Source organism: Streptomyces sp. B6B3 (genome assembly GCF_039871525.1).
Taxonomy (GTDB): domain Bacteria; phylum Actinomycetota; class Actinomycetes; order Streptomycetales; family Streptomycetaceae; genus Streptomyces.
Map to the genome: position 1 here is coordinate 508991 of NZ_JBDPLU010000003.1, position 20921 is coordinate 529911.

Below are 20921 nucleotides of genomic sequence, written 5' to 3' on the forward strand. Positions count from 1 at the left end.
TCCGGTCCACCGGACCGGACCCGGGAGCATGCCAGCGCCCCATCATGCCGTCGCCAGCCGCATCACCGCCGGGCCGGTGGCCTCCTCCGCCGTGAGGATGCCGCGTTGCCGGCCCCGGCTGAGCACCAGCACCCGGTGGGACAGGCCCAGCACCTCGTCGAGGTCGGAGCTGACCACGACCACCGCCATGCCCGAACGCGCCATCTCCGCGATCACCTCGTAGATGGCGGCGCGCGCGCCGACGTCGATGCCGCGGGTCGGCTCGTCGAGGATGACCACCCTGGGCCGGCGTTCCAGCCATTTGGCGATGACGACCTTCTGCTGGTTGCCGCCGGACAGCGTGCGCACCGGCTGACCGGCCCGGCCCCGGACCGTCATCCGCGCGATGGCGTCGTCGGCCACGTCCGCCACCTGGCGCGGGGTGAGCCAGCCGCGCGGCGCGATGCGGTCGAGGTTGGCCAGCGCCACGTTGTCGCCGATGGACAGGTCGAGCACGGCGCCCTGGTCCTTGCGGTTCTCCGGGACCAGCACCAGCCCGGCCGCGATCGCGTCGCGCGGCCCGCGCAGCCGCAGCACCCGGCCCTCGACGGACACCGTGCCGTCGGTCACCGGGTCGACGCCCGCCACCGCCCGCACCAGTTCGGTGCGGCCGGCGCCGACGATGCCGGCGATGCCGAGCACCTCGCCCTCGCGCACGCCGAACGTCACGTCCGTGAACGAGGGGCTGGTCAGGCCGCTCACCCGCAGCACCTCGCGGGGTCGGGGGGTGCCGGTGTCGGGGAAGAGCCGCTCGATGGAGCGGCCCACCATCTCCTCGACGAGCTGGGTGACCGGCACCTGCGCGGTGGGGTGCGAGGCGACGGACCGGCCGTCGCGCAGCACCTCGATCCGGTCGCAGATCCGGGCGATCTCCTCCAGCCGGTGGCTGACGTAGACGAACGACACGCCCTCCCGGCGGAGCCCGTCGATCCGCTCGAAGAGGGCCTCCGTCTCGTCGCCGCCGAGTGCCGCCGTCGGCTCGTCGAGGATCAGCAGGCGGGCGTCCAGCGTCAGCGCCTTGGCGATCTCCACCTGTTGCTGTGCCGCGACGCTCAGCGCGCGCACCGGACGGGTGGGCGAGATCCTCAGGCCGAGCCGCCGCAGCTGCTCCTCGGCCCGCCGGTTCATCGCGCTCCGGTCGATGCGGCCGCGGCGGTAGGGCAGGCGGCCGAGGAAGACGTTCTCGGCCACCGACAGGTCGGGCAGCAGCCGCGTCTCCTGGTGGATGAGCCCGATGCCCTGGGCGATGGCGTCGCCCGACCACCTCGGGGCGTACGGCTGCCCGCGCCAGGTCATCCGGCCGGTGTCGGACGGGAAGGTGCCGGCGATGATGTTGGAGACGGTGGACTTGCCGGCCCCGTTCTCGCCGAGCAGCGCCACCACCTCCCCGGGCCGCACCTCGAGGTCCGTGGGGTGCAGCGCCTGGGTGGCGCCGAAGCGCTTGGACACCCCCCGGACGACGAGGCCCTCGTGGGGCCCCGCCGCCGGGGTCTGGCTGCTGGAGGTCATGCCCTGCTCGCCTTCCGTGCGGTGGTCATGCCGTCAGGGGTGCTCGGCGAGGTACTCGTCGGCCTTGGCCTGGTCCTGCGAGGTGAGCAGGAAGGCGGGCAGCAGCTGCTCGGCCGGCACGTCCTTGCCGTCGATGATGTCCATGGCGGTCTGCACGGCCATCCGGCCCATGCGCTGGGTCTGCTGGACCATGGTGGCGTCGATCCGGCCGTCGCGGACGGCCTCGATCCCCGCCACGTCGCCGTCGAACCCGACGATCAGCCGGTCCCCGCCGCCCTCCGACCTGGCGGCCTGGGCCGCGCCGAGGGCCATCGCGTCGGCCTGTCCCCAGAAGATGTCGATGTCCGGGTTGGCCTGGAGCATGTCCTGGGCGACCGTGAACGCCTTGTCCTGCGCCCAGTCGGCCGGCTGCTGGGTCACGACGTTGATGCCGGGGGCGCCGGCGAGCGCCTCCTCGAAGCCGGTCTGCCGGTCCACCTGGGGGGTGGTGCCGATCTGGCCCTGCAGGATGGCGAGGTTGCCCTGCCCGCCGGACTCGTCGATCACCCACTCGCCGAGCTCCTTCGCCGCGGCGACGGAGTCGGAGGCGATGAACGACTGCCCCGGCGCGTCGGGCGGGTTGCGGTCCACCGTCACGACGGGGATGTCGGCCCGCTCGGCCGCCTCCACCGGCACGCCGGCGGCCGTGGCGCCCGCCGGGATATAGACGATGGCGTCGACCTGGCGGCTGACGAAGTCCTCGATCTGGTTGACCTGGGTCGCCGCGTCGCCGCGGGCGTCGGAGACGACGACGTCCACGCCCTCCTTCTCCGCCTCGGCCTCCACCGACTGCTTGATCTGGTTGAAGAAGTCGGCCTGCAGGTTGGCCACGGCCAGGCCGATGGTGACCTCGTCGCCGCCGCCGCGCCCGCAGGCGGTCAGGCCGCCGGCGGCCAGCACGGCCGCGATACCAATACTGAAGAGCTTGCGTTTCACGTGAACCACTCCCGTGTGGTGCTTGGTTACTGGGCCGCTCGGCCGGCTCACCGGGACTCCCGCCGGCGAAGCACGTCGAGCATCACGGCCAGCGCGATCACCACACCGATGACGATCTGCTGGACGAAGGGGGAAACCCCCAGCAGGTTGAGGCCGTTGCGCAGCACCCCGATGATCAGGACGCCGAACACGGTTCCGGTGACGGAACCGACGCCTCCGCTGAGGCTGGCGCCGCCGATGACGACGGCGGCGATGGTGTCGAGCTCGTAGCCCGTTCCGACGCTGGGCTGCGAGGAGTCGAGCCGCATCGTCAGGAAGACGCCCGCCAGGCCGGCGAGCAGGCCGGTCACGGCGTACGCCGCGACGGTGGTGCGCCGGACGTTGATCCCGGCCAGCCGCGCCACCTCGGCGCTGCCGCCGATGGCGTACAGGGCGCGCCCGCCCGCCCGGTAGCGCAGGTAGGCCCAGCCGGCCAGGTACAGCACGATGAGCACCAGCGTCGTGACGGTGAAGACGCCGAGGTAGCGGGTGACCGACAGGTTGTCGAACCAGTCGGGGAACCCGACGATCTGCTGTCCGTCGGTGATGACGTTGGCCAGGCCCCGGGCTATCGACATCATCGCCAGGGTGGCGATGAACGGCGGCAGTTTGGTGAACGTGATGCCCAGGCCGTTCGCCAGCCCGCACGCGCCGCCGACGGCCACCGCGGCGAGGGCGCTGGCCCACACCGGCCAGCCCGCCTCGTGGGAGAGCCAGCCGAGCGTCATGGACGCCAGCGCCAGCACCGCGCCGACCGACAGGTCGATGCCGCCCATGACGATCACGGCGGTCATGCCGAGCGCGAGCAGCCCGAGCACGACGGCCTGGTCCAGGATGTTGAGCAGGTTGTTCTGCGTCAGGAAGTGCGGCGTCGCGATGAAGAAGACGACGCACAGCGCGAGGAGGCCGAGCGCGGGACCGCGCGATCCCGTGAGGACGCCCATCCCCCAGGACGGTGCCCGGGAGCGGCGCGCGCCCGGCGTGATGTCGGGTACAGCCGTCTTGTCCGTGGTACTCATCGGATCCTTCTCCAGTGGCTCAGCGCCGAGGCGCTAGTTCATGAACATTCCGCCGTCGACGTTGATCGCCTGGCCGGTGATGTACTCGGCCTCGTCCGAGGCCAGGAAGAGCAGCAGGTTCGCGATGTCGTCGCCGGTCCCGGCGCGCCCGAGCGGGATTCCGGCGACCCATTCGGCCATCAGCTCGCCGGGCGCGTAGTCGCCCAGCAGCCGCCCCCACTCGCGGTCGTTGTAGTCCCACATGTCGCTGCCGACGATTCCGGGGCAGTAGGCGTTGACGGTGATCCGGTCGGCCGCGAGCTCCTTGGCCAGGCTCTGGGTGAGCCCCACGACGCCGAACTTGCTGGCCGCGTAGTGCGGCGTGTAGACGAAGCCCTGGCGGGCCTGTCCGGAGGCGGCGTTGAGGATCCGCCCGCCGGCGCCCTCGCGCCGCATCAGGGTCGCCGCGGCCTGGGCGCACAGGAACGCGCCCGTGGTGTTGACCGCGAGGACCCGCTGCCAGTCGTCGAGCGCGAGGTCCTCCAGCCTGCTGATGGTGATGACGCCCGCGTTGTTGACCAGGACGTCCAGCCGGCCCCACGTCTCGTCGGCCAGCGCGAACGCCCGGTCCACGTCCTCGGGGGCGGTGACGTCCGTGCGGACGCCGAGAACGGCGGCCCGGCTGTCGGCGCCCAGCCGCCGCGCCGCGTCGACGACGCCCGGGTCGGCGTCGGCCATCAGCACGCCGGCGCCCTCGGCCGCGAACCGCTCGGCGATCCGCAGCCCGATGCCCCGGGCCGCGCCGGTGACCACGACGGACCTTCCCGCGAACCGTCCGGCTCGTCCGGCGGGTCCTTCGGTCCCTGCGGGGGAGTTCATGAGGCGTCTCCTGTGGGGGTGAGTTCGGGTGCCGGTCGGGGTGCGGATTCGGATGCCGGTTCGGGTTCCGGTTCGGGTGCTGGTTCGGATGCCGGCAGGCGGGAGCGGCGCAGCGCGGCGCGCCAGTGCGCGACCCGCCGGGCGACGGCGGCGCGGTCCTCCGCCGGGCGGTGGATCTCGCGGGGCCGGTCGAGCAGCTCCAGCTCCTCCCGGCTCCACAGGCCGGCGCCGAGGCCGGCGAGGTGGGCGGCGCCCAGCGCCGACAGGTCCCGGGCCAGGGCGCGTTCGACGGTCCGGCCGCTGGTGTCGGCCTGCAGCCGCATCAGCAGCGCGTTACCCGTCGGGCCGCCGTCGGCCAGCACCCGGGCGACGCGGCCGGTGTCGCGCTCGACCGCCGCCACCACGTCCTCGACCTGGAACGCGACCGACTCCAGCGCCGCCCGCGCCAGCTGCGCGGGTCCGGTGCCGAAGGACAGCCCGCTGATCAGCCCGACCGCGTCCTCGTCCCACCACGGCGCGCCGAGCCCGCCGAAGGCCGGGACGATGACGACGCCCTCGCTGCTGTCGGCGGCCAGCTCCGTCAGGTCTCCGGGGGAGACGCCGAGGACGCCGGCCAGCCAGGTCAGGGTGGCGCCGGTGGCGCGGATGTTGCCCTCCACGCCCCAGACGGGCCGGTCCACCTCCCAGGCGACGGTCAGGCACAGCCCGGGCGAGATGCCGGCGCCCTCGGCGGCCCGGGTGGTGGCCATCACCGACGAGCCGGTGCCGTACGTCGCCTTGACCGTGCCGGGCCGCCAGCCGGCGTGCGCGAAGAGCGCCGCGTGCGAGTCGCCCAGCACGGCGGTGACCGGAACGCCGTCGGGCAGCGGCGCCAGGCCGCGGGCCGCGGGGAACGGGCCGCACGAGGACACGACGCGCGGCAGCACCTCGGGCGGCACGTCGAAGAGCGCGGTCAGCCGTTCGTCCCAGACCCGGCGGCGGACGTCGAGCAGCTGGGTGCGCGAGGCGTTGCCGACCTCGACGAGATGGTCGCCGCCCAGCCGGAACAGCAGCCAGGAGTCCACGGTGCCCAGACACAGCTCGCCCGAGCGGGCCCGCCGGCGGTCGGCGTCGTGGCGGTCCAGCAGCCAGGCGGCCTTCGGCGCCGAGAACATCGGGTCCAGGGGCAGCCCGCTGATCTCCCGGACGAGGTCGGCCTGGCCGGCGGCCCGCAGCAGCGCGGGGTCGCCGGCGGTGCGCCGGTCCAGCCAGCTGACCAGCGGGCTCAGCGGCCGGCCGGTGGCGCGGTCCCACAGCAGCAGTGACTCGCGCTGGGTGCTGAGCCCGACCGCGGCCACCCGGGAGACGTCCCGGCCGGCCAGGCAGGCCGCGACCGCGCGCTGGCAGCTGGTCCAGATCTCCTCGGGCGACTGCTCGGCCCATCCGGGGCGCGGGGTGGCCAGCGTCACCGGGGCGGAGGCGCGGGCGACGATGGCGCCGGTTCCGTCCACCAGGACGGCCTTGGTCGCGCTGGTGCCCTGGTCGACGGCCAGGACCAGCGGTCCGGCCGCGCCGCCGTTCGTGCTGCCGGCCGTGGTCATCGCTGTCCTCGCACGCCGGCGCCGTGGCGGCCCGACATCAGCTCCCGGACGGCGGCGGCGACGCCGTCGGCGGTCAGGCCGAAGTGCTCCAGCAGGAACGCGGCGCTGCCGGTGGGCGCGAACTCGCGGTGCACGCCGAGGATCCGCATCGGCACCGGGTGGTGCTGCGCGGTGAGCGAGGCCACGGCCGCGCCGAGCCCGCCCGTGGTGGTCGCCTCCTCGGCGGTGACGATGCCGCGGGTCTCCCGGGCGGCCCGCAGCACGGCCTCGGTGTCCAGCGGCTCGACGAAGGTCATGTTCAGCACCCGGACGCCGACGCCCTCGCGGCGCAGCACGCGGGCCGCGTCCAGCGCGCGGGAGACCAGGGTGCCGACGGCCAGCACCGTCACGTCGTCGCCGTCGGTCAGCTGGACGGCGCGGCCCGGCTCGAACGGTGCGCCGTCGGGCGTGACGTCCGGGACCTTGAAACGGGGGATGCGCAGGTAGGAGGGGCCGTCGTGGCCGGCGGCCCAGCGCACCGCGGCGCGGGTCTGCGCCGGATCGGCGGGCACCACCACGGCCAGGTCGGCGATGGCCCGCATCCACGACAGGTCCTCGATGGAGTGGTGGGTGGGCCCCAGCTCGCCGTAGGCCATGCCGGGGCTCTGGCCGCACAGCACCACCCGCAGGCCGTTGTACGCGGCGTCGGTCTTGATCTGCTCCGTGGCCCGACCGGTCAGGAAGGGACCGGCGGCGCTCACGAACGGCACCAGCCCGCCGTTGGCCAGTCCGGCGCCGACGCCGACGAGGTCCTGTTCTGCGATGCCGACGTTGACCAGCCGGTCGGGGTAGAGCTCCTTGAAGCGCACGAGGTTGCTGGAGCCGACCGAGTCGTTGCAGACGGCGACGACCCGTTCGTCCTCGGCGGCGAGGGATATGAGTTCGTCCGCGAACGCCTGCCGGCAGTCGTGGACCGGCGCGGATTCGACGAGGTCGGCGGTCATCGGCTCAGCTCCTCCAGCGCGGCGCGCACCTGGTCGGCGTCGGGGATCTTGTGATGCCACTCCACGCGGTCCTCGATGAACGACACGCCCCTGCCCTTGACGGTGCGGGCGATCACGACGACCGGACGGTCCGTGGTGGCGGGCCGCAGCGCGTGGAGCAGCTGCTCGTGGTCGTGGCCGTCCACGTTCCGCACGTCCCAGCCGAAGCTGGTCCACTTCTCGGTCAGCGGCTCCAGCCGCTTGGTGTCCTCGGTGCGGGCGCCCTGCTGCAGGCGGTTCCGGTCCACGACCGCGGTGAGCGAGCCCAGGCGGTAGTGCGCGGCGGTCATCGCGGCCTCCCAGTTGCTGCCCTCCTGCAGCTCGCCGTCGCCGAGGACGACGAACGTCCGGTAGGAACGGCCCGACAGCCGGGCGGCCAGCGCGCAGCCGACGGCGACCGGGAACCCGTGGCCCAGCGGCCCGGTGTTCGTCTCCACGCCGGGCACCTTGCGGCGGTTGGGGTGGCCGTTGAGCGGCGAGAGCGGGGCGACGAACGTGGCCAGCTCGGCGGGCGGGAAGAAGCCGCAGCGGGCGAGCGTCGCGTACAGGGACGCAGCGCAGTGCCCCTTGCTGAGGATGAACCGGTCGCGGTCGGGGTGGTCGGGGCGGGCCGGATCGATGTCGAGCACGCCGCCGAAGAGCGTGGCGAGGATGTCGGTGACGGACAGGTCGCCGCCGATGTGGCCGAGTTGGGCCCTGTCGATCATGTGCACGACGTCGCGGCGCACCTCGGCGGCCATCCGCCGGAGCTCGCCGACGCGGCCGGCCGGGTCACCACCGCCGGCACGCCGCCGCGCCTGGAAGCGCTCGGCGCCGTCGGGATCTGTGCTGAGCATCTCGGATTCCTCTCGGATTCCTTTTGGGTCCGGCCCCGCTCCGCGGCGCCCAAGGGCCCGCATCGGGTGGCGAGTCGAGACCGATGTGGAGAATAGATATTCACTAGTGAATGAAAGATGCCTCACCGTAGGTCTGTTTTCGGACAGGTGTCAACAGCCTGACGACCGGATCTGGTGCGCGTTCGCTCGGTCACGGTGTGCGACCGCGTGCGGGCACGCCCTTCAGGCGACGGACCGTCGGTCCGTCGCCTGGGACTGCGTTGGGTGGGGCGGCTCGCTACCTAGCGGAGGGTCGCGAAGAGGGCTCGGGGTTGGGTGGCGGTGGGGGGCTGCCAGGGGGCGGTGACCTGGGCGAGGGGGCGGGTGGCGGCCGTCGCGGGGGTGAGGACGCGGTGCACGCGGAGGGTCAGCGGCCCGGGGCCGAGGTCGATGTCCGTGGCCTCGGCGCCGTCGGTGACCGCGCCGACCGTCAGACCCGCGGTCGAGAGGCCAGGATCGGCGCGGTCGACCGTCACGGTCGGGTCGGGGGTGTCGCTGACGCTCTGCGCCTGGGCCTCCGTCTCGCCGGCCAGCAGCGCCACCAACTGCCGTACCAGCAGCGGGTCGTGCGTGCCGTCGTAGATCCAGCGGGTGCCCAGCACGCCGTGCTCGGACGTGCCGACGAGCGTGTGCTCGGCGCCCGCCAACGGCGCACCGCGGTAGGTGAGCGGCACGTGGTACGCGGTCGCGCCGTCGCTCACCACCATGAACTCCATGCCCACCTCGCCGGCCGGGTCGTCGAGTCGGAAGCCGCCCGTCCTGGCCAGTTCGGGCGCGGATCCGGCACCGCGGTACCAGGGACGCCCGGGCAGCCAGGTGGTGAGCAACTCCAGCTTGGTGGGCGTCATCGTGGTGTGGTGGATGATGGCCATGGCGTGGCTCTCCTTCCCCGGTGCGCTGACCGGTTCTCGCACGGCGGCAGGCGATCAGCCTCTCACCCACCCCATCGGAGGCTCAGCAGCAGGTCTGATCGGGGGCGGCCGCGGGGGTCGCCGCCTCGGCGTCGGCGAGCCGCCCGCGCAGCATCAGGTCCATCACCCGCAGGAACCGCTCGGTCCGTGGCCGGCCGAGCACGAACGGGTTCGGCCCGGTGGGATCGTTCCGCAGCTGCTCGGCGCGTTCGAGGCCGTGGTCGTTGGGGTGGTTGGACAGCTCCACGTCCACGTTCGCCTTCCGGGCCCGGGCCCGGAAGGTGCGGATGGAGGCCAGGTAGGTGCGCAGTTCGGCGGGGGTGGCCGGGGGGTTCATGCCGCCCCACAGCATCGCCGTGTGGCGCTCGTGGCCCGTCCGCACCGGGATGATCGGGGAGACGGTGCCCGGCGTGTGGCCCGGGGTGTGGTGCAGCCGGATCGTCGTGTCGCCGAGCGTGAGTCGTTGCCCGTCGTGGATGTCCAGGTCCCGGTCGGGCGCCTCGGCCGTGCCGGTGGAGGCGACGAGGTCCCAGTCGGCCGGTGTCATCAGCACGCGCGCCCCGTAGCGCTCGGCGAGGTACCGCGCGCCGCCGTAGTGGTCGTCGTGGCCGTGGGTGACCACGACGTACCTGATCGTCTCGGGGTCGGCGCCCAGCGCGCTCAGGCCCGGGACGAGGACGGTCTCGGCCTCCTCGGCGGAGGTGAGGGCGTCGATCAGCACGATCCCGTCGTCGGTCCGCACGGCCATGGCGGAGACCCAACCCACGCTCAGCATGGCCAGGTTGTCGAAGAGCCACAGCGGCTCGGGCGCCGGCGGGCGGGGCACGCTGGAGCCGGGGGTCAGCGCGCGCACCAGGGCGAGCGACACCGGGTCCGTGCCGGCCAGCCGGCGGGCACGGTCGTAGTAGTCCTGGGCATCGGCCGCGGTGGCCGCGGCTGGCGAGCCGAGCGGGAGCGTGCCGGCGGCGCCGGCGGCGAGCCCGAGGGCGGCGAGCCGGCCGAAGCCGCGCCGGGAGAGCGGCGAAGACGTCATGGTGGTTCTCCGGTGCTGGTGGTGGCGGGTACGGGGACGGGGACGGGGACGGGGACGGGCGGGGCTAGTGGCCCAGGCCGTCCGCGACCACGGCGGCGGCCTCGGCGATCAGCGCGTCGTCGGGCTCGGCGTCCGGTTCGTCGCGGCTGGACATGACCGCCAGGACGAACGGGTCGCCGCCGTCGTCGGGCCACACGACGGCGATGTCGTTGCGCCCGCCGTACCCGCCCGCGCCGCTCTTGTCGGCGACGGTCCAGTCGTCCGGGAGGCCGGCGTTGACGAGCGTCTCGCCGGTGGTGTTCGTCACCATCCACATCCGGAGCAGCTCGCGCTCGTCCGGCTCCAGGACGTCGCCGAGCAGGAACTCCCGCAGGTTCCCGGCGAAGGCGCGGGGCGTGCTGGTGTCGCGGATGTCGCCCGGCGTCGCCTCGTTCAGCTCCGTCTCGTACCGGTCCATCTCGGTGACGTCGTCGCCGAGTTCCTCCTCCAGCACGGCCTCCAGGCCGTTCGGCCCGCCCACCGCGTCGAGGAGCAGGTTGGCCGCCGTGTTGTCGCTGTACCAGAGGGTGGCGGCGCACAGCTCGCGCAGGCTCATCCCGGTCTCCACGAAGTTCTCGGTCACGGGCGAGACGTCCACCAGATCGTCGGCCGAGTACGTGATCACCTCGTCCATCCCGTCCAGGCCGTACTCCAGGAGCACGGCGCCCGCCACGAGCGCCTTGAACGTGGAGGCGTACGCGAACCGTTCGTCCGCGCGGTGGGCAACCTCGCGACCCGTGCCGGTGTCCACGGCGTACACGCCGAGCCGCGCGTCGAACTCCCGCTCCAGCTCCCGGAACGCCCGGGCGGTGTCCGCCGCGGAGGGCACGGACTCCCCCGCCGCGGACGCCCCGGACGCGGGGGGCGCCGCGGCCGCGGACGGATCGTTCGCGCCGCACGCCGGGAGCGAGAGCAGCACGAGCGCGCCGGCCACCCAGGCGGCGCCCCGGCGGGTACGGAACCTGTGCGTCATGAGACGGACCTCCAAGCCTTCTCGACATCTCGGAACTCGCGCTCAGCTTCCGGCCGTTGGCTGCCGCTCGTCCAAGACGCGAACGCGCGGTTCCATGCCGAAGCGGCATCGGAGCCGCCCGGGGCAGAAGCCAAAGTCACGCGTTTCAGGCGCCGTTGTCGAAAGCAAATTCGATAACTAGCCTTGCGCCGACCTGAGTCCAGGGGCCGTAGCCAGAGGAGAAGGTGCATGAAGGGAACTGCACTGAGCAGGCGCGTCGTCGGGGCTCTGCTGGCCGTCGGGGCCGTCGTCGCCGGGCTGTTCGCCGGCGCGGGCCCCGCCGCCGTGGCCGCGCCCTCCGGTTCCGGGCCGTCCGCCGTCGCGGCCGCCGCGCCCGGGGAGCCGGGCGATCCGAACATCCACTACACCGGGCGCTGGGACACCTCCGACCCGGGGGCGTACACGCCGTACTGGGCGGGCGCGTACCTCGACGTGGGCTTCACGGGCACCACCGTGCAGCTGCGGCAGCGGGACACCATCGACCTCTGGGTCAGCATCGACGGCGGCCCGCTGGTCGGCCACACCAACGTCAGCGGCCTGGTGAACCTCACCCCCGAGCCGCTGGCCGCCGGCGAGCACACGCTGCGCGTCACCTACCGGGTCGTCGCCGGCTCCTACACCGGCGACGCCGTCTTCCAGGGCCTGACCCTGGACGCCGGCGCCAGCACGTACCCGCTGCCCGAGCCCGAGCACCTCATCGAGTTCGTCGGCGACTCGATCACGGTCGGCACCACGACCTCGTTGAACCACCTCACCGCCTATCCCTGGCTGATCGGGGAGCGGTTGGGCGCCGCCCACACGGCGATCGCGCAGGGCGGTGCCTGCCTGGTCGCGGCCGACTGCGTCGGCCTGGAGGACCAGTTCACCAAGCTCAACCCCAACGCCCCGACCCCCGACTGGGACTTCTCCCGCTACCAGGCCGACGCCGTGGTGATCAACCTGGGCACCAACGACATCGGACACGACGTCAGCGCCGAGGAGTTCGGGGCGGCGTACCTCAACCTCCTGCACACCGTCCGCGCGATGTACCCGGACGCCTGGATCTTCGCGCTGGAGACCTTCCGCGAGCGCTACGTCCCCGAGACGCAGGCGGCGGTGCGGACCGTGGCCGACGAGGGCGACGCGCGCGTCTCATTCGTGGACACCACGGGCTGGCTCGGCAGCGGCGACCTCAGCGACGCCGTGCACCCCAACGACCAGGGCCACCGCACCATCACCGAACACCTGGCGCCCGTCATCGCCGAGCGCCTGTAGGCATCGCTGACGCCGGAGTCCGGCCCCCCGCCCGCACCGCCCCCTACCTGAACGCCCCGATCAACAGCACCATGCCGCCGGGAAGCCAGATGTACGGCCTCTGCTGGGGCATCGGCGACTGGGTGTCCGGCTGCGGCGTCGCGCACGACCACTGGGTCAGGGTGGAGAACGGCACGACGAACGACCTGTGGGTCTGGGGCGATGACCTGGTCGGCAACGAGAACGGCAACGTCCCCAACCCGTGCTGACGCGCTGACGTGCCGCCACCGCCCGCCGGTCGTCCCGGCGGGCGGTGGCGCGTGCACGTGGTCAGGCTCCGCGGAAGGCGATGGCCCGGGCGGTCTCGAAGGCGCCCTGCCGCAGGGTGGCGGTGAGCCCGAGCAGGTCGGCGCCCGACTGGTCCCGGCCACGGTCGAGGGAACGGCGCAGGTCGGCCATGTGCCGGCGGCGCAGCTCCGTGTTCACGTTGAACTTGGCGACGCCCAGCTCCCGCGCCCGCCGCACCTGTTCGGCCGGCAGGCCCGACGTGCCGTGCAGGGCGACGGCGACCGGCACCCGCTCGACGATCTCCGCCAGGCGGTCCCAGTCCAGCCGCGGTTCCCGCCGGTAGGAGCCGTGCACGTTGCCGACCGCGACGGCCAGGCAGTCGACGCCGGTGCGTTCGACGAAGCGCACGGCCTCCGTCGGATCGGTGAGCGCCCCGGCCGCCGCCGCGACGTCGAGGTCCTCGTCGCCCTCGATGCGGCCGAGTTCGGCCTCGACGGCGGCGCCGGTCCGCTCGGCGGCCGCGACCGCGGCCCGCACGAACCGCGCGTTGGCGTCGTCGTCGAGCCGTGACCCGTCCGCCATGACGCCGTCGGCGCCGAGGTCGAGCGCCTGCCGGATGCGTTCCAGATCGGTGCCGTGGTCCAGTTGCACCCGCACCGGCACCCGGGCCTGGCCGGCGACCGCCACCAGCGCGGCGAGCAGGCGCGGCCCCGTGGGCTGTCGCATCGAGGCGTCGGAGATCATCAGGGCCGTCGGCGCCGCCGCGGACTCGGCGGCCTCGATCACGCCCAGTGCGGTCTCCAGCGTGTAGCAGGTGAACGCCGCGAGCGGCGCGCGGGCCGTCCGTGCCTGGGCCAGCAGGGCCTTCACGATCCCCCGCCTCCGTTTCCGTTTCCGTTCCCGTTCTCGCGTCCGCGTCCGCGTCCGCGGAGCGATTCGACGATGTCGAGCAGTACCCGGTCGTCGCCGACGTTCCCCGGCACGACCACCTGGTGGTGCGCGCCCGGGCCGCGCCGGTCGAGCCGCCACAGGGGCACGCCGGTCACCACCTGTCCCAGCACCCGCGCCGCGGCCGAACCCAGCGCCCGGGTGGCGATGTCGGCGCCGGTGATGCCGCCCTTGGAGACCACGCAGTCCGCGGCCGGCGCCGCCGCGGCCACCACCCGCACCAGCGCGTCCATGACCACCGCGCCGTGGTGCAGGTCGCCGTGGGCGGCGCTGCGGCGCCGCGGGGTGGCCACCACGGCGAGGCCGCGGGTGGCCAGGTCCGCCCGCAGCCGCCCGGCGAGCGCGTCGAGTTCGGCGGCCGTCCGGTGGCCGTCGTCCGGCCCCGCGCCCAGCAGCCGTTCGGCGTCCGGGAGCAGCCGGGCCGGCACGGGGAGCCGGGCGAGTTGGCGGCTGGCGCCCTCGGTGTGCGAACCGCAGGCGACGAGGACGGCGCGGGCGGCGGGCGGCGCGACGATCCGCGGCGAGGTCCCGGCCAGCGCGGCGGCGAGCGGCGCGGCGGCCCGGACCACCACCCGGCGGCCGGCCCGGCGGGCGGCGCCGATGCCGGCGGCGATGGTCGCGATGTCGTCGTCCGACACGGCGTCCGGCAGCACCACGGACCCGGGCGGGGCGTGGAGCAGCGCCGAGGCGACGGCGGAGGCCCCCGCGCCCCCACCGGCACCGGCACCGGTGGCCCGGATCTCGTCCAGTCCCAGCGTGACCGGCCGGCCGCCGAGCCCGACCTCGCGCGCCCAGTCGTCGAGCCGGCTGTGCGTGTAGCCGAAGACCGGATCGCGGGCGTACTCGGTCTCGGCGACGGGAACCTCGCCGGCGGCGGTCCGCACCAGGTGCACGCCGCCCCGGGTGACGCGGCCGCCGGCCGGGAAGGCGGGCACCACGATGCCGACGCCGTCGGCCAGCCCGAGCAGGTTCATCTCCAACGCCACGTGGCCCCGCAGCGTCGAGTCGCCGCGCAGCACGACGAGCGCCCGGTCGCCGATCCTGGTCCGCACGGACCGGCGGAGCTCGCCGACCAGGCGGGCGGTCTCGTCGGGGGTGCTGGCGCGGGTGTTGGTGAGGACGTAGACGGCGCGGCGGTCGTCGGCGGCGAAGGCGGCCAGCCCGGCGTCGACGGTGTCGATCTCTCCGAACAGGATGTCGACGTCGTGCGCGGACTGGGTGCCGGTGGGGTCGTCGTCGAGGACGACGACCTTTTCCGGCTTCTCCGGCTTCTCCGGTTTCCCGGGCTGCTCCGGCTTCTCCCGTGCGCCGCTCATGCCGGCCGCTCCACGAGCTCGATCGCGCAGCCGGGCGGCTGTCGCCTCAGGAACGCGCAGGGGTACCCGTAGCCGCCGGTGAAGACCTGGTCCGCGGACTCGGCGAGGTCGTCGAGCGACCGCGCGAGGTCGGGGACCGCGAAGCAGACGTGGTGCAGGCCCTCGCCGTGCTCGTCGAGGTGTCTCGCGACGGGTCCCTCGCGCAACGGCTGCACGATCTGCGTCGCCGCAGCCGGCCCGCCGGCGTTCCGACCGGCCGGGTACAGCCACACGAGGCGCACGCCCGCGTCCTCCACGACCTCCTCGCGGGCGCGGCGCAGCCCGAGCGTCCGCTCGAACCAGGATGCCGTCCGGTCGGCGTCGCGGCTCGCCACCGCCACGTGGTCGAGAAGGGAGGCCACCGTGCCACCGGCGCGCGGTTCCGCCACGTCGGGCGCGTCCGGGTCGGCGGTCACCGGGCGGCCCCGGTCGTGCCGTCCCCCAACGCGGCCAGGATCGCCTCGCCCATCGCCGAGCAGCTCGCCGAACCGCCGAGGTCGGCGGTCACGGTCTCGCCGCGTTCCAGCACCCGCAGCGCGGCCGCGTCGATCATCGCGGCGGCGTCGAGGGCCGCCTGGTCGTCGTGGCGCCGGCCGAGCCAGTCGAGCATCATCGCGGTCGAGAGCACCATCGCGGTCGGGTTGGCGACGTCCCGGCCGGCGATGTCGGGCGCGGACCCGTGGGCCGGCTGGAACATGCCGTGCCGGTAGCCGACGTCCGCCGAGGCGGCGAGGCCGAGACCGCCGACGGTGGCGGCGGCGAGGTCGGAGATGATGTCGCCGAACATGTTCTCCGCGACCACGACGTCGAACGTCTCGGGCCGCTGGACCTGGAAGGCCGTCATCGCGTCGACGTAGACGTGGTCCCGTCCGATGTCGTCGTGGGCGTCGGCGACCTCGTCGAAGACGGACCGGAAGAAGGCGTACGAGCTCAGCACGTTGGCCTTGTCGACGCAGGTCACCACCCGGCGCCCGTCCTGCGGCCGGCCGGTCCGCCGGGCGGCCAGGTCGAACGCGATCTCGCAGACCTTCCTGGTGCCGTTCGCGGTGATCACGATGGTGTCGGTGGCGACCTCGCCGCGGACGTTGGTGCCGCCGGTGCGGGAGGCGTAGAGGCCCTCCACGTTCTCCCTGACCACGACGTAGTCGATCCGCGGCGCGCCGGCCAGCGTGTCGGGGACCCCGGGCAGGCTGCGCACCGGGCGGATGCCGGCGAACAGGTCGAGCGCGAAGCGCAGCCGGAAGATCACGTCGCCGTTGACCTCGCGCCCGTCCGGGTGCCGGGCGTCGGGCAGGCCGATGGCGCCCATCAGGATGGCGTCGGCCCGCTGACAGGCCTCGAACGTCTCCTCCGGCATCGCCGTCCCGGTGCGCCGCCAGCGCTCGGCCCCGGCGTCGTGCGACGCCACCGAGACGGTGAGGTCCGGCAGGGCCGCGGTGACCCGGTCCAGCACCCGCAGCGCGACGTCGGTGATCTCCGGGCCGATCCCGTCACCGGGAAGCGCCACGATCGAGTAGTTGCCCACTGGGACCCCTTTGGTATTACCGCTTTGGTTCGCGGAGCCTTCCTATCGCGCACGACCCACCCCTGGCAACCTTGCTCAAATCGATCCATACACTGCCAAGACTGCATGGAAGACCCCGCAAGATCGCTTGTCAGTTTCCTTGACAACGGAAATCGGTCATACCAATACTGCTCCGATCCATCCGCGCGCAGGGCGCGGGAAGCACGGGAAGCGCGGGACACCATGACCGATTCCGTTGACCGACCGGCCTCGACCGGGACCGGAACCGACGAGAAGGCCGGACTGGAGCAGTTCAAGGCCTACCGCGGGCTCGACGCGTCGCGGCTCAGCAAGGCGGAGGCGCGGTTCGAACGACGCCGGCAGACCGCGGGGTTCGTCGCGGGCCCCGCGGTGGCGCTGCTGCTGCTCTGCCTGCCGCTCGACCTGCCGTGGAACCAGCAGGCGCTGGCCGCGGTCTTCGCGTTCACCGTCATCTTCTGGCTGACCGAGGCCATACCGATCCCGGCGACGGCCCTGCTCAGCGTCGCGCTGATGGTGGTGCTCAACGTCGGGTCCGCGGACGAGGTGCTCGGTTCGTTCGGTGACACGATCGTGCTGCTGTACCTGGGCGCGTTCTTCATCTCCCAGGCGCTGCTGAAGCACGGGCTGGCCGAACGCGCCGCCTACACGATGCTCGCCTCCCGCTGGGTCGGCGACTCCGTCGTCCGCGTCATCTTCGCCGTCGGCTTCGTCACCTGTCTCTTCTCGGCGTTCGTCAGCAACACGGTGACCGTGGCGATGTTGCTGCCGACCACGCTCGGGGTCATCGTGGCCATCAGCCGCCAGCTGGGGCTGGCCGACCCGACCCGACTGCGGATCGGCACCTGTCTGCTGCTGATGCTGGCCTTCAGCGCGAGCATCGGCGGCGCGTTGACCCCGGTCGGCGCCCCGCACCAGCTCATCGGGCGCGACCTGCTGGAGTCGGCGACCGACCAGCGGGTCAGCTTCTTCGACTGGACGGCCATCGCGTTCGTCTTCGCGATCCCGCTGCTGGCCGCGCTGCTGTTGCTGCTGGTCCGGCTCAACCGACCCGAGGCGACCAGCATCGACGGGCTGGCCGCCACCATGGCCAGCAAGCGGGACGCCTGCGGGCCGTTCTCGCGGGGCGAGCTGAACACGCTCATCGTGTTCGGGCTGGTGGTCGTCGGCTGGCTGCTGCCGGGCATCGCCGGGGTGGTCCTCGGCTCGGACTCGGAGATCTACACGACGCTGGCCGACAACCTCGACGAGGGCATCGTGGCCATTCTCGGCGCCTCGTTGCTCTTCCTGCTGCCCACCGACCGGCGCGAGCGCACCTTCACCATCGAGTGGCAGGACGCGGTGAAGACCGACTGGGGCACGCTGCTGTTCATCATCTGTGGCGCGGCGCTCGGCGCCCAGCTCACCGACACCGGGCTCGCCGAGCGGATCGGCGGCGACCTGGGCTCGACGTTCGGCAGCGCCAACGTGGTGCTGCTGACCTTCCTGGCGGTGCTGCTGGCGATCCTGATCTCCGAGATCGGCAGCAACCTCGCCGCGGTCGGCATCGTCGTCCCGATCGTCATCCCGATCGCGGCGGCCGCCGGCGTCGACCCGATGCTGCCGGGCCTGGCCGCGACCTTCGGCTCGTCGTTCGGCTTCATGATGCCGATCTCCACCCCCCAGAACGCGCTCGTCTACGCCACCGGCGCGGTGCCGATCACCAAGATGGTGCGCAGCGGCATCGTCTTCGACGTGCTCGCGGCCGTGTTCGTGACCGCCAGCGTGCTGGTCATGGGCACCGCCCTGGGGCTGGCCTGACCAGCGGAACCGGCCCGTTCCCCGGCGCTAGACTCGGACCGGCCGACGGACCGGAGAACGGACCGGAGAACGGACCGGAAAACGGACGACACCACGGACGCGACGAGGAGGCAGAGCTGTCCGCACCACCCAGCAGCCCGCACCGCGGCCCCGACGCCCGTCGTTCGGACGACGTGGTCCAGCACCTGCTGCGGCGCATCAGGGAGGGCACGCTCAAGGCCGGTGACCGGCTGCCCAACGAGCGCGACCTGGCCGTCGAGTTCGGCGTGTCCCGCCCGGTGATCCGCGAGGCCATCAGCCATCTGGCCGGGCGCGGCGTCGTCTCGCCGCGCGGCGGCAGCGGCTCCACGGTGACCGCCGTCGCCCCGGAGCGCGCGCAGGAGGCGCTGATCCTCTACCTGCGCGACAACCGGCTGGACTACCGCTCGATCCACGAGGTGCGCGAGCTGATCGAGGTCCACGCGGCCGGCGTCGCGGCGACCCGGGCGGCCCCGGCCGACATCGAGGCCCTGCGGCAGGCCATGCTGGCCCTCCGGAACTCGACCGACAGCCTCGCGGCGGCCGCGGACGCCGACCTCGCCTTCCACACGGCCATCACCCGGGTCACCGACAACCAGGTGATCGAGCTCCTCCTGTCGTCGCTGCACACCGGCCTCATCGGCGTCCGCCAGCACAACCTCGCGCTGCCCTCCGCGTACAAGGAGGCGGTGCGCTCTCACCAGGCCATCCTGGACGCCATCGTCGAGGGCGACGAGACCGGGGCTCGGGTCGCGATGAGCGCCCACCTGAGCGCGGTGTACCGCTACTGGCAGGAGTCCGACCAACCCCGCCCGCCGGCCCCCCGCCACTCCGACTGACCCCGCCCTCCCACCTGCCGGCGGGCAGGCGGGAGGGCGGGGAGAGCGGGCTGCCCGGCGGTCCTCCGCCGGGACCGGGGTCAGAGCCTGACGGTCACGGTGTCCAGGGGATAGCCGTCGCGGTGCAGCGGCGTGATCTGGAGCTTGGTGGCGCCCCGGGGTGGGGTGACGCTGGCGATCGTCTCGAAACCGGTCGCCGGGACGGTGGCCAGGTACTCCCCGCCGGCCCTGATGCGCCAGGCGCCCACGTCCGTCGCGCCGTTCCAGCTCATGGCGACCTCGCGGCTCCCGTCCCGCTCGCGTTCGCCGACGACGGCGTCCGGGGCTGCGTCCGGGACGGCGTGCCACTGGGCGCGTTCGGTGCGGTAGGTGACCCATTCGCCCTCGAACTCGCCGGTGAGGACGGGCCGGGCGCCGTCGAACTCGATCAACTGGCCGGTGGCGCCGTAGGAGACGAACTGGTTGCCGTTCGGGGCGGCCCGGTTGGAGCCGGCGAACGGCGAGTAGACGGGCTCCTCCGGCTGCAGGTCCCGGATCAGGTCGGCGGTCATGTCGCCGGTGTCGAGGGCGTACGTGGCGCCCCGGGAGTGCTGCGGCGCGCGGGTGTTGCCGTTGTCGAAGAGGGTCAGCGTGCCGTCGGGCAGCAGCCGGGCGTCGTGCTGGTAGCTGGGCGCGTCGGCGGCGTCCTCGAAGGCGAAGTCGCTGTTCTCGCCGCCGAAGCGCCACACGATGTCGCCGGTTTCGCGGTCGAGCTTGTAGACGGTGCTGGTGTTACGGGCGCTGACCAGCAGGGTGCCGTCCACGTCGTACTGCAGGGAATTGACGTGATACGGGTCGAACTCGCCGGTGAGCCCCGGCTCGGCCAGTGATTCCTCGGTCTCCGCGAGCGGAACGGACTCCAGCGCGCTCCACTCGAACGTGACCTCGCCCGTTCTGATTTTCTGCTCCTGCACGATCGTGTCGATCACGACGGCGTCCGCCGGACCGCCGTAATCGCTGAGATCGCGGGTGACGGGCTGGTAGCTCAGCAGCAGCACGCGCTCTCCGTCGGGGCTGAACTCCACCTCGTGCGTGTCGGTGGGATAACCCTGCATGCCGAACCGGGCGATCTCGTTGTACGAGATGTCGAAGAGCACGCAATCGCCGGGAAGCGGTTGTCCGTACTCGTCGAGGCCCGGGAACTCGAACGTCGCGATGGCGGGCCTGCCGCGATAGATGACGAACTCGGCGTTGAAGTAGCCACGGCCGTCCTCGGGTTCCAGCCACCAGACCAGCTCGCCGCTGTTGTCGTACAGCGCCACGCCGCTGGCACCGGTGAGCAGGCTCGCGGGCGTGGTGAGCAGCAGCCCGTTCATGGCTCCGCCATGGACCTCGGTGGCCAGGTCAGGGGCGGTGATGTCCGGCCGGGAGACGTAGTCGCCGGCCGCCGCCGGGGCCACGGCCGGGGCGGCCCTCGCCTCGCCCTGGCCCGGGACCAGGGCGGCCAGCGAGGCCAGCGCGACGGCTCCGGCCAGGGCGGCGGTGCCGCGGAGGCGGGGTGACGCGGGACGGTGCACGTATCGCACGGGATCTCCTCACGATCGCGTTGTCGATGCCTCTCCCGCCCCGGGCCCGCCGCACCCGGTCCGCCGTTGTTCAACGCACCGGAGAGCGACGTTTCCGGTCGCCCGTGGGGGGAGATGCGTCCAAACCAAATAGTGCGGGACAGCTCAGGCAACGCCGCCCCCAGAAGGGCGGTGCGGCCTCGAAACAGACATCCCCACGGATCATCGTGGATGAATGCCTCCCCGAATCCACCAACAATTGACCGGCCATTCTCCGGCGCGCAAGACCCGCGAACAGAATCAGCCAACTGCGGATTCCCGGGCGGACCGAGATCCACCGGACCGAATCCTTCGGAAGGCTCTCGACAAATCCCCGCGCTGACATAGTGTCGTGTCCGTGGAGAGCGCGTATCCGACTCCCGATCCCGATCCGACGCGTGAT

The 20921-nt window shown here is 73.1% G+C and carries 19 protein-coding genes; 4 read left to right on the plus strand and 15 right to left on the minus strand.

Features of this window, described 5'->3' with window-relative positions:
- Window positions 1-42: 42 nt before the first annotated feature.
- The 10 genes from ABGB06_RS10065 to bla all read right to left on the minus strand — a co-directional run bounded on the left by ABGB06_RS10065 (window position 43) and on the right by bla (window position 10872).
- Window positions 43-1548: a sugar ABC transporter ATP-binding protein gene (locus ABGB06_RS10065; protein WP_347587451.1), complete on the minus strand. Its 1506-nt coding sequence runs from the start codon at window positions 1546-1548 to the stop codon at window positions 43-45.
- Window positions 1549-1581: 33 nt separating this feature from the next.
- Entirely contained in the window at window positions 1582-2523 is a 942-nt protein-coding gene (locus ABGB06_RS10070) for a substrate-binding domain-containing protein (protein WP_347587453.1), read from the minus strand.
- A gap of 47 nt (window positions 2524-2570) precedes the next feature.
- Complete coding sequence (locus ABGB06_RS10075; RefSeq protein WP_347587455.1) at window positions 2571-3581, minus strand: ABC transporter permease; 1011 nt, start codon at window positions 3579-3581, stop codon at window positions 2571-2573.
- A gap of 33 nt (window positions 3582-3614) precedes the next feature.
- Window positions 3615-4439 (minus strand): SDR family oxidoreductase, encoded by an 825-nt coding sequence (locus ABGB06_RS10080; RefSeq protein WP_347587457.1) that lies wholly within the window; start codon window positions 4437-4439, stop codon window positions 3615-3617.
- Entirely contained in the window at window positions 4436-6019 is a 1584-nt protein-coding gene (locus ABGB06_RS10085; protein ID WP_347587459.1) for an FGGY family carbohydrate kinase, read from the minus strand. The genes ABGB06_RS10080 and ABGB06_RS10085 overlap by 4 nt, the downstream gene beginning before the upstream one ends.
- Window positions 6016-7002: a transketolase C-terminal domain-containing protein gene (locus ABGB06_RS10090; protein ID WP_347587461.1), complete on the minus strand. Its 987-nt coding sequence runs from the start codon at window positions 7000-7002 to the stop codon at window positions 6016-6018. Before ABGB06_RS10090 ends, ABGB06_RS10085 begins: the two co-directional genes overlap by 4 nt.
- On the minus strand, window positions 6999-7877 hold the full coding sequence (locus ABGB06_RS10095; RefSeq protein ID WP_347587463.1) for a transketolase: 879 nt from the start codon (window positions 7875-7877) through the stop codon (window positions 6999-7001). Before ABGB06_RS10095 ends, ABGB06_RS10090 begins: the two co-directional genes overlap by 4 nt.
- A 281-nt stretch (window positions 7878-8158) precedes the next feature.
- Window positions 8159-8788, minus strand: a complete 630-nt coding sequence (locus tag ABGB06_RS10100; RefSeq protein ID WP_347587465.1) for a 1,4-alpha-glucan branching protein — start codon at window positions 8786-8788, stop codon at window positions 8159-8161.
- A gap of 82 nt (window positions 8789-8870) precedes the next feature.
- Complete coding sequence (locus ABGB06_RS10105) at window positions 8871-9860, minus strand: MBL fold metallo-hydrolase (protein ID WP_347587467.1); 990 nt, start codon at window positions 9858-9860, stop codon at window positions 8871-8873.
- A gap of 64 nt (window positions 9861-9924) precedes the next feature.
- Entirely contained in the window at window positions 9925-10872 is a 948-nt protein-coding gene (gene bla / locus ABGB06_RS10110) for a class A beta-lactamase (protein WP_347587469.1), read from the minus strand.
- 228 nt (window positions 10873-11100) lie between these two features.
- Between bla and ABGB06_RS10115 the strand changes: the two genes are divergently transcribed.
- Window positions 11101-12165: a GDSL-type esterase/lipase family protein gene (locus tag ABGB06_RS10115; RefSeq protein ID WP_347587471.1), complete on the plus strand. Its 1065-nt coding sequence runs from the start codon at window positions 11101-11103 to the stop codon at window positions 12163-12165.
- A gap of 71 nt (window positions 12166-12236) precedes the next feature.
- Window positions 12237-12413 carry a hypothetical protein gene (locus tag ABGB06_RS10120; RefSeq protein WP_347587473.1) on the plus strand — a complete coding sequence of 59 codons (177 nt, stop codon included), beginning with the start codon at window positions 12237-12239 and terminating at the stop codon, window positions 12411-12413.
- A gap of 61 nt (window positions 12414-12474) precedes the next feature.
- On the opposite strand, the gene ABGB06_RS10125 is transcribed toward ABGB06_RS10120, so the two are convergent.
- The 4 genes from ABGB06_RS10125 to ABGB06_RS10140 are packed head-to-tail and all read right to left on the minus strand — an operon-like array spanning window position 12475 to window position 16260.
- Entirely contained in the window at window positions 12475-13302 is an 828-nt protein-coding gene (locus ABGB06_RS10125) for a class II fructose-bisphosphate aldolase (protein WP_347587475.1), read from the minus strand.
- Window positions 13299-14696 carry a four-carbon acid sugar kinase family protein gene (locus ABGB06_RS10130; protein ID WP_347587477.1) on the minus strand — a complete coding sequence of 466 codons (1398 nt, stop codon included), beginning with the start codon at window positions 14694-14696 and terminating at the stop codon, window positions 13299-13301. The genes ABGB06_RS10125 and ABGB06_RS10130 overlap by 4 nt, the downstream gene beginning before the upstream one ends.
- Window positions 14693-15151, minus strand: a complete 459-nt coding sequence (locus tag ABGB06_RS10135; protein ID WP_347587479.1) for a VOC family protein — start codon at window positions 15149-15151, stop codon at window positions 14693-14695. The genes ABGB06_RS10130 and ABGB06_RS10135 overlap by 4 nt, the downstream gene beginning before the upstream one ends.
- Window positions 15148-16260, minus strand: a complete 1113-nt coding sequence (locus ABGB06_RS10140; protein ID WP_347587481.1) for an isocitrate/isopropylmalate dehydrogenase family protein — start codon at window positions 16258-16260, stop codon at window positions 15148-15150. Before ABGB06_RS10140 ends, ABGB06_RS10135 begins: the two co-directional genes overlap by 4 nt.
- 222 nt (window positions 16261-16482) lie before the next feature.
- Here ABGB06_RS10140 and ABGB06_RS10145 point away from each other — a divergent pair, with 222 nt between their 5' ends.
- Complete coding sequence (locus tag ABGB06_RS10145; protein ID WP_347587483.1) at window positions 16483-18078, plus strand: DASS family sodium-coupled anion symporter; 1596 nt, start codon at window positions 16483-16485, stop codon at window positions 18076-18078.
- Window positions 18079-18251: 173 nt separating this feature from the next.
- Window positions 18252-18935: a FadR/GntR family transcriptional regulator gene (locus ABGB06_RS10150; RefSeq protein ID WP_347587485.1), complete on the plus strand. Its 684-nt coding sequence runs from the start codon at window positions 18252-18254 to the stop codon at window positions 18933-18935.
- Window positions 18936-19015: 80 nt separating this feature from the next.
- Here ABGB06_RS10150 and ABGB06_RS10155 read toward each other — a convergent pair whose 3' ends face one another.
- Window positions 19016-20500 carry an arylsulfotransferase family protein gene (locus ABGB06_RS10155; RefSeq protein ID WP_347587487.1) on the minus strand — a complete coding sequence of 495 codons (1485 nt, stop codon included), beginning with the start codon at window positions 20498-20500 and terminating at the stop codon, window positions 19016-19018.
- Window positions 20501-20921: the final 421 nt, after the last annotated feature.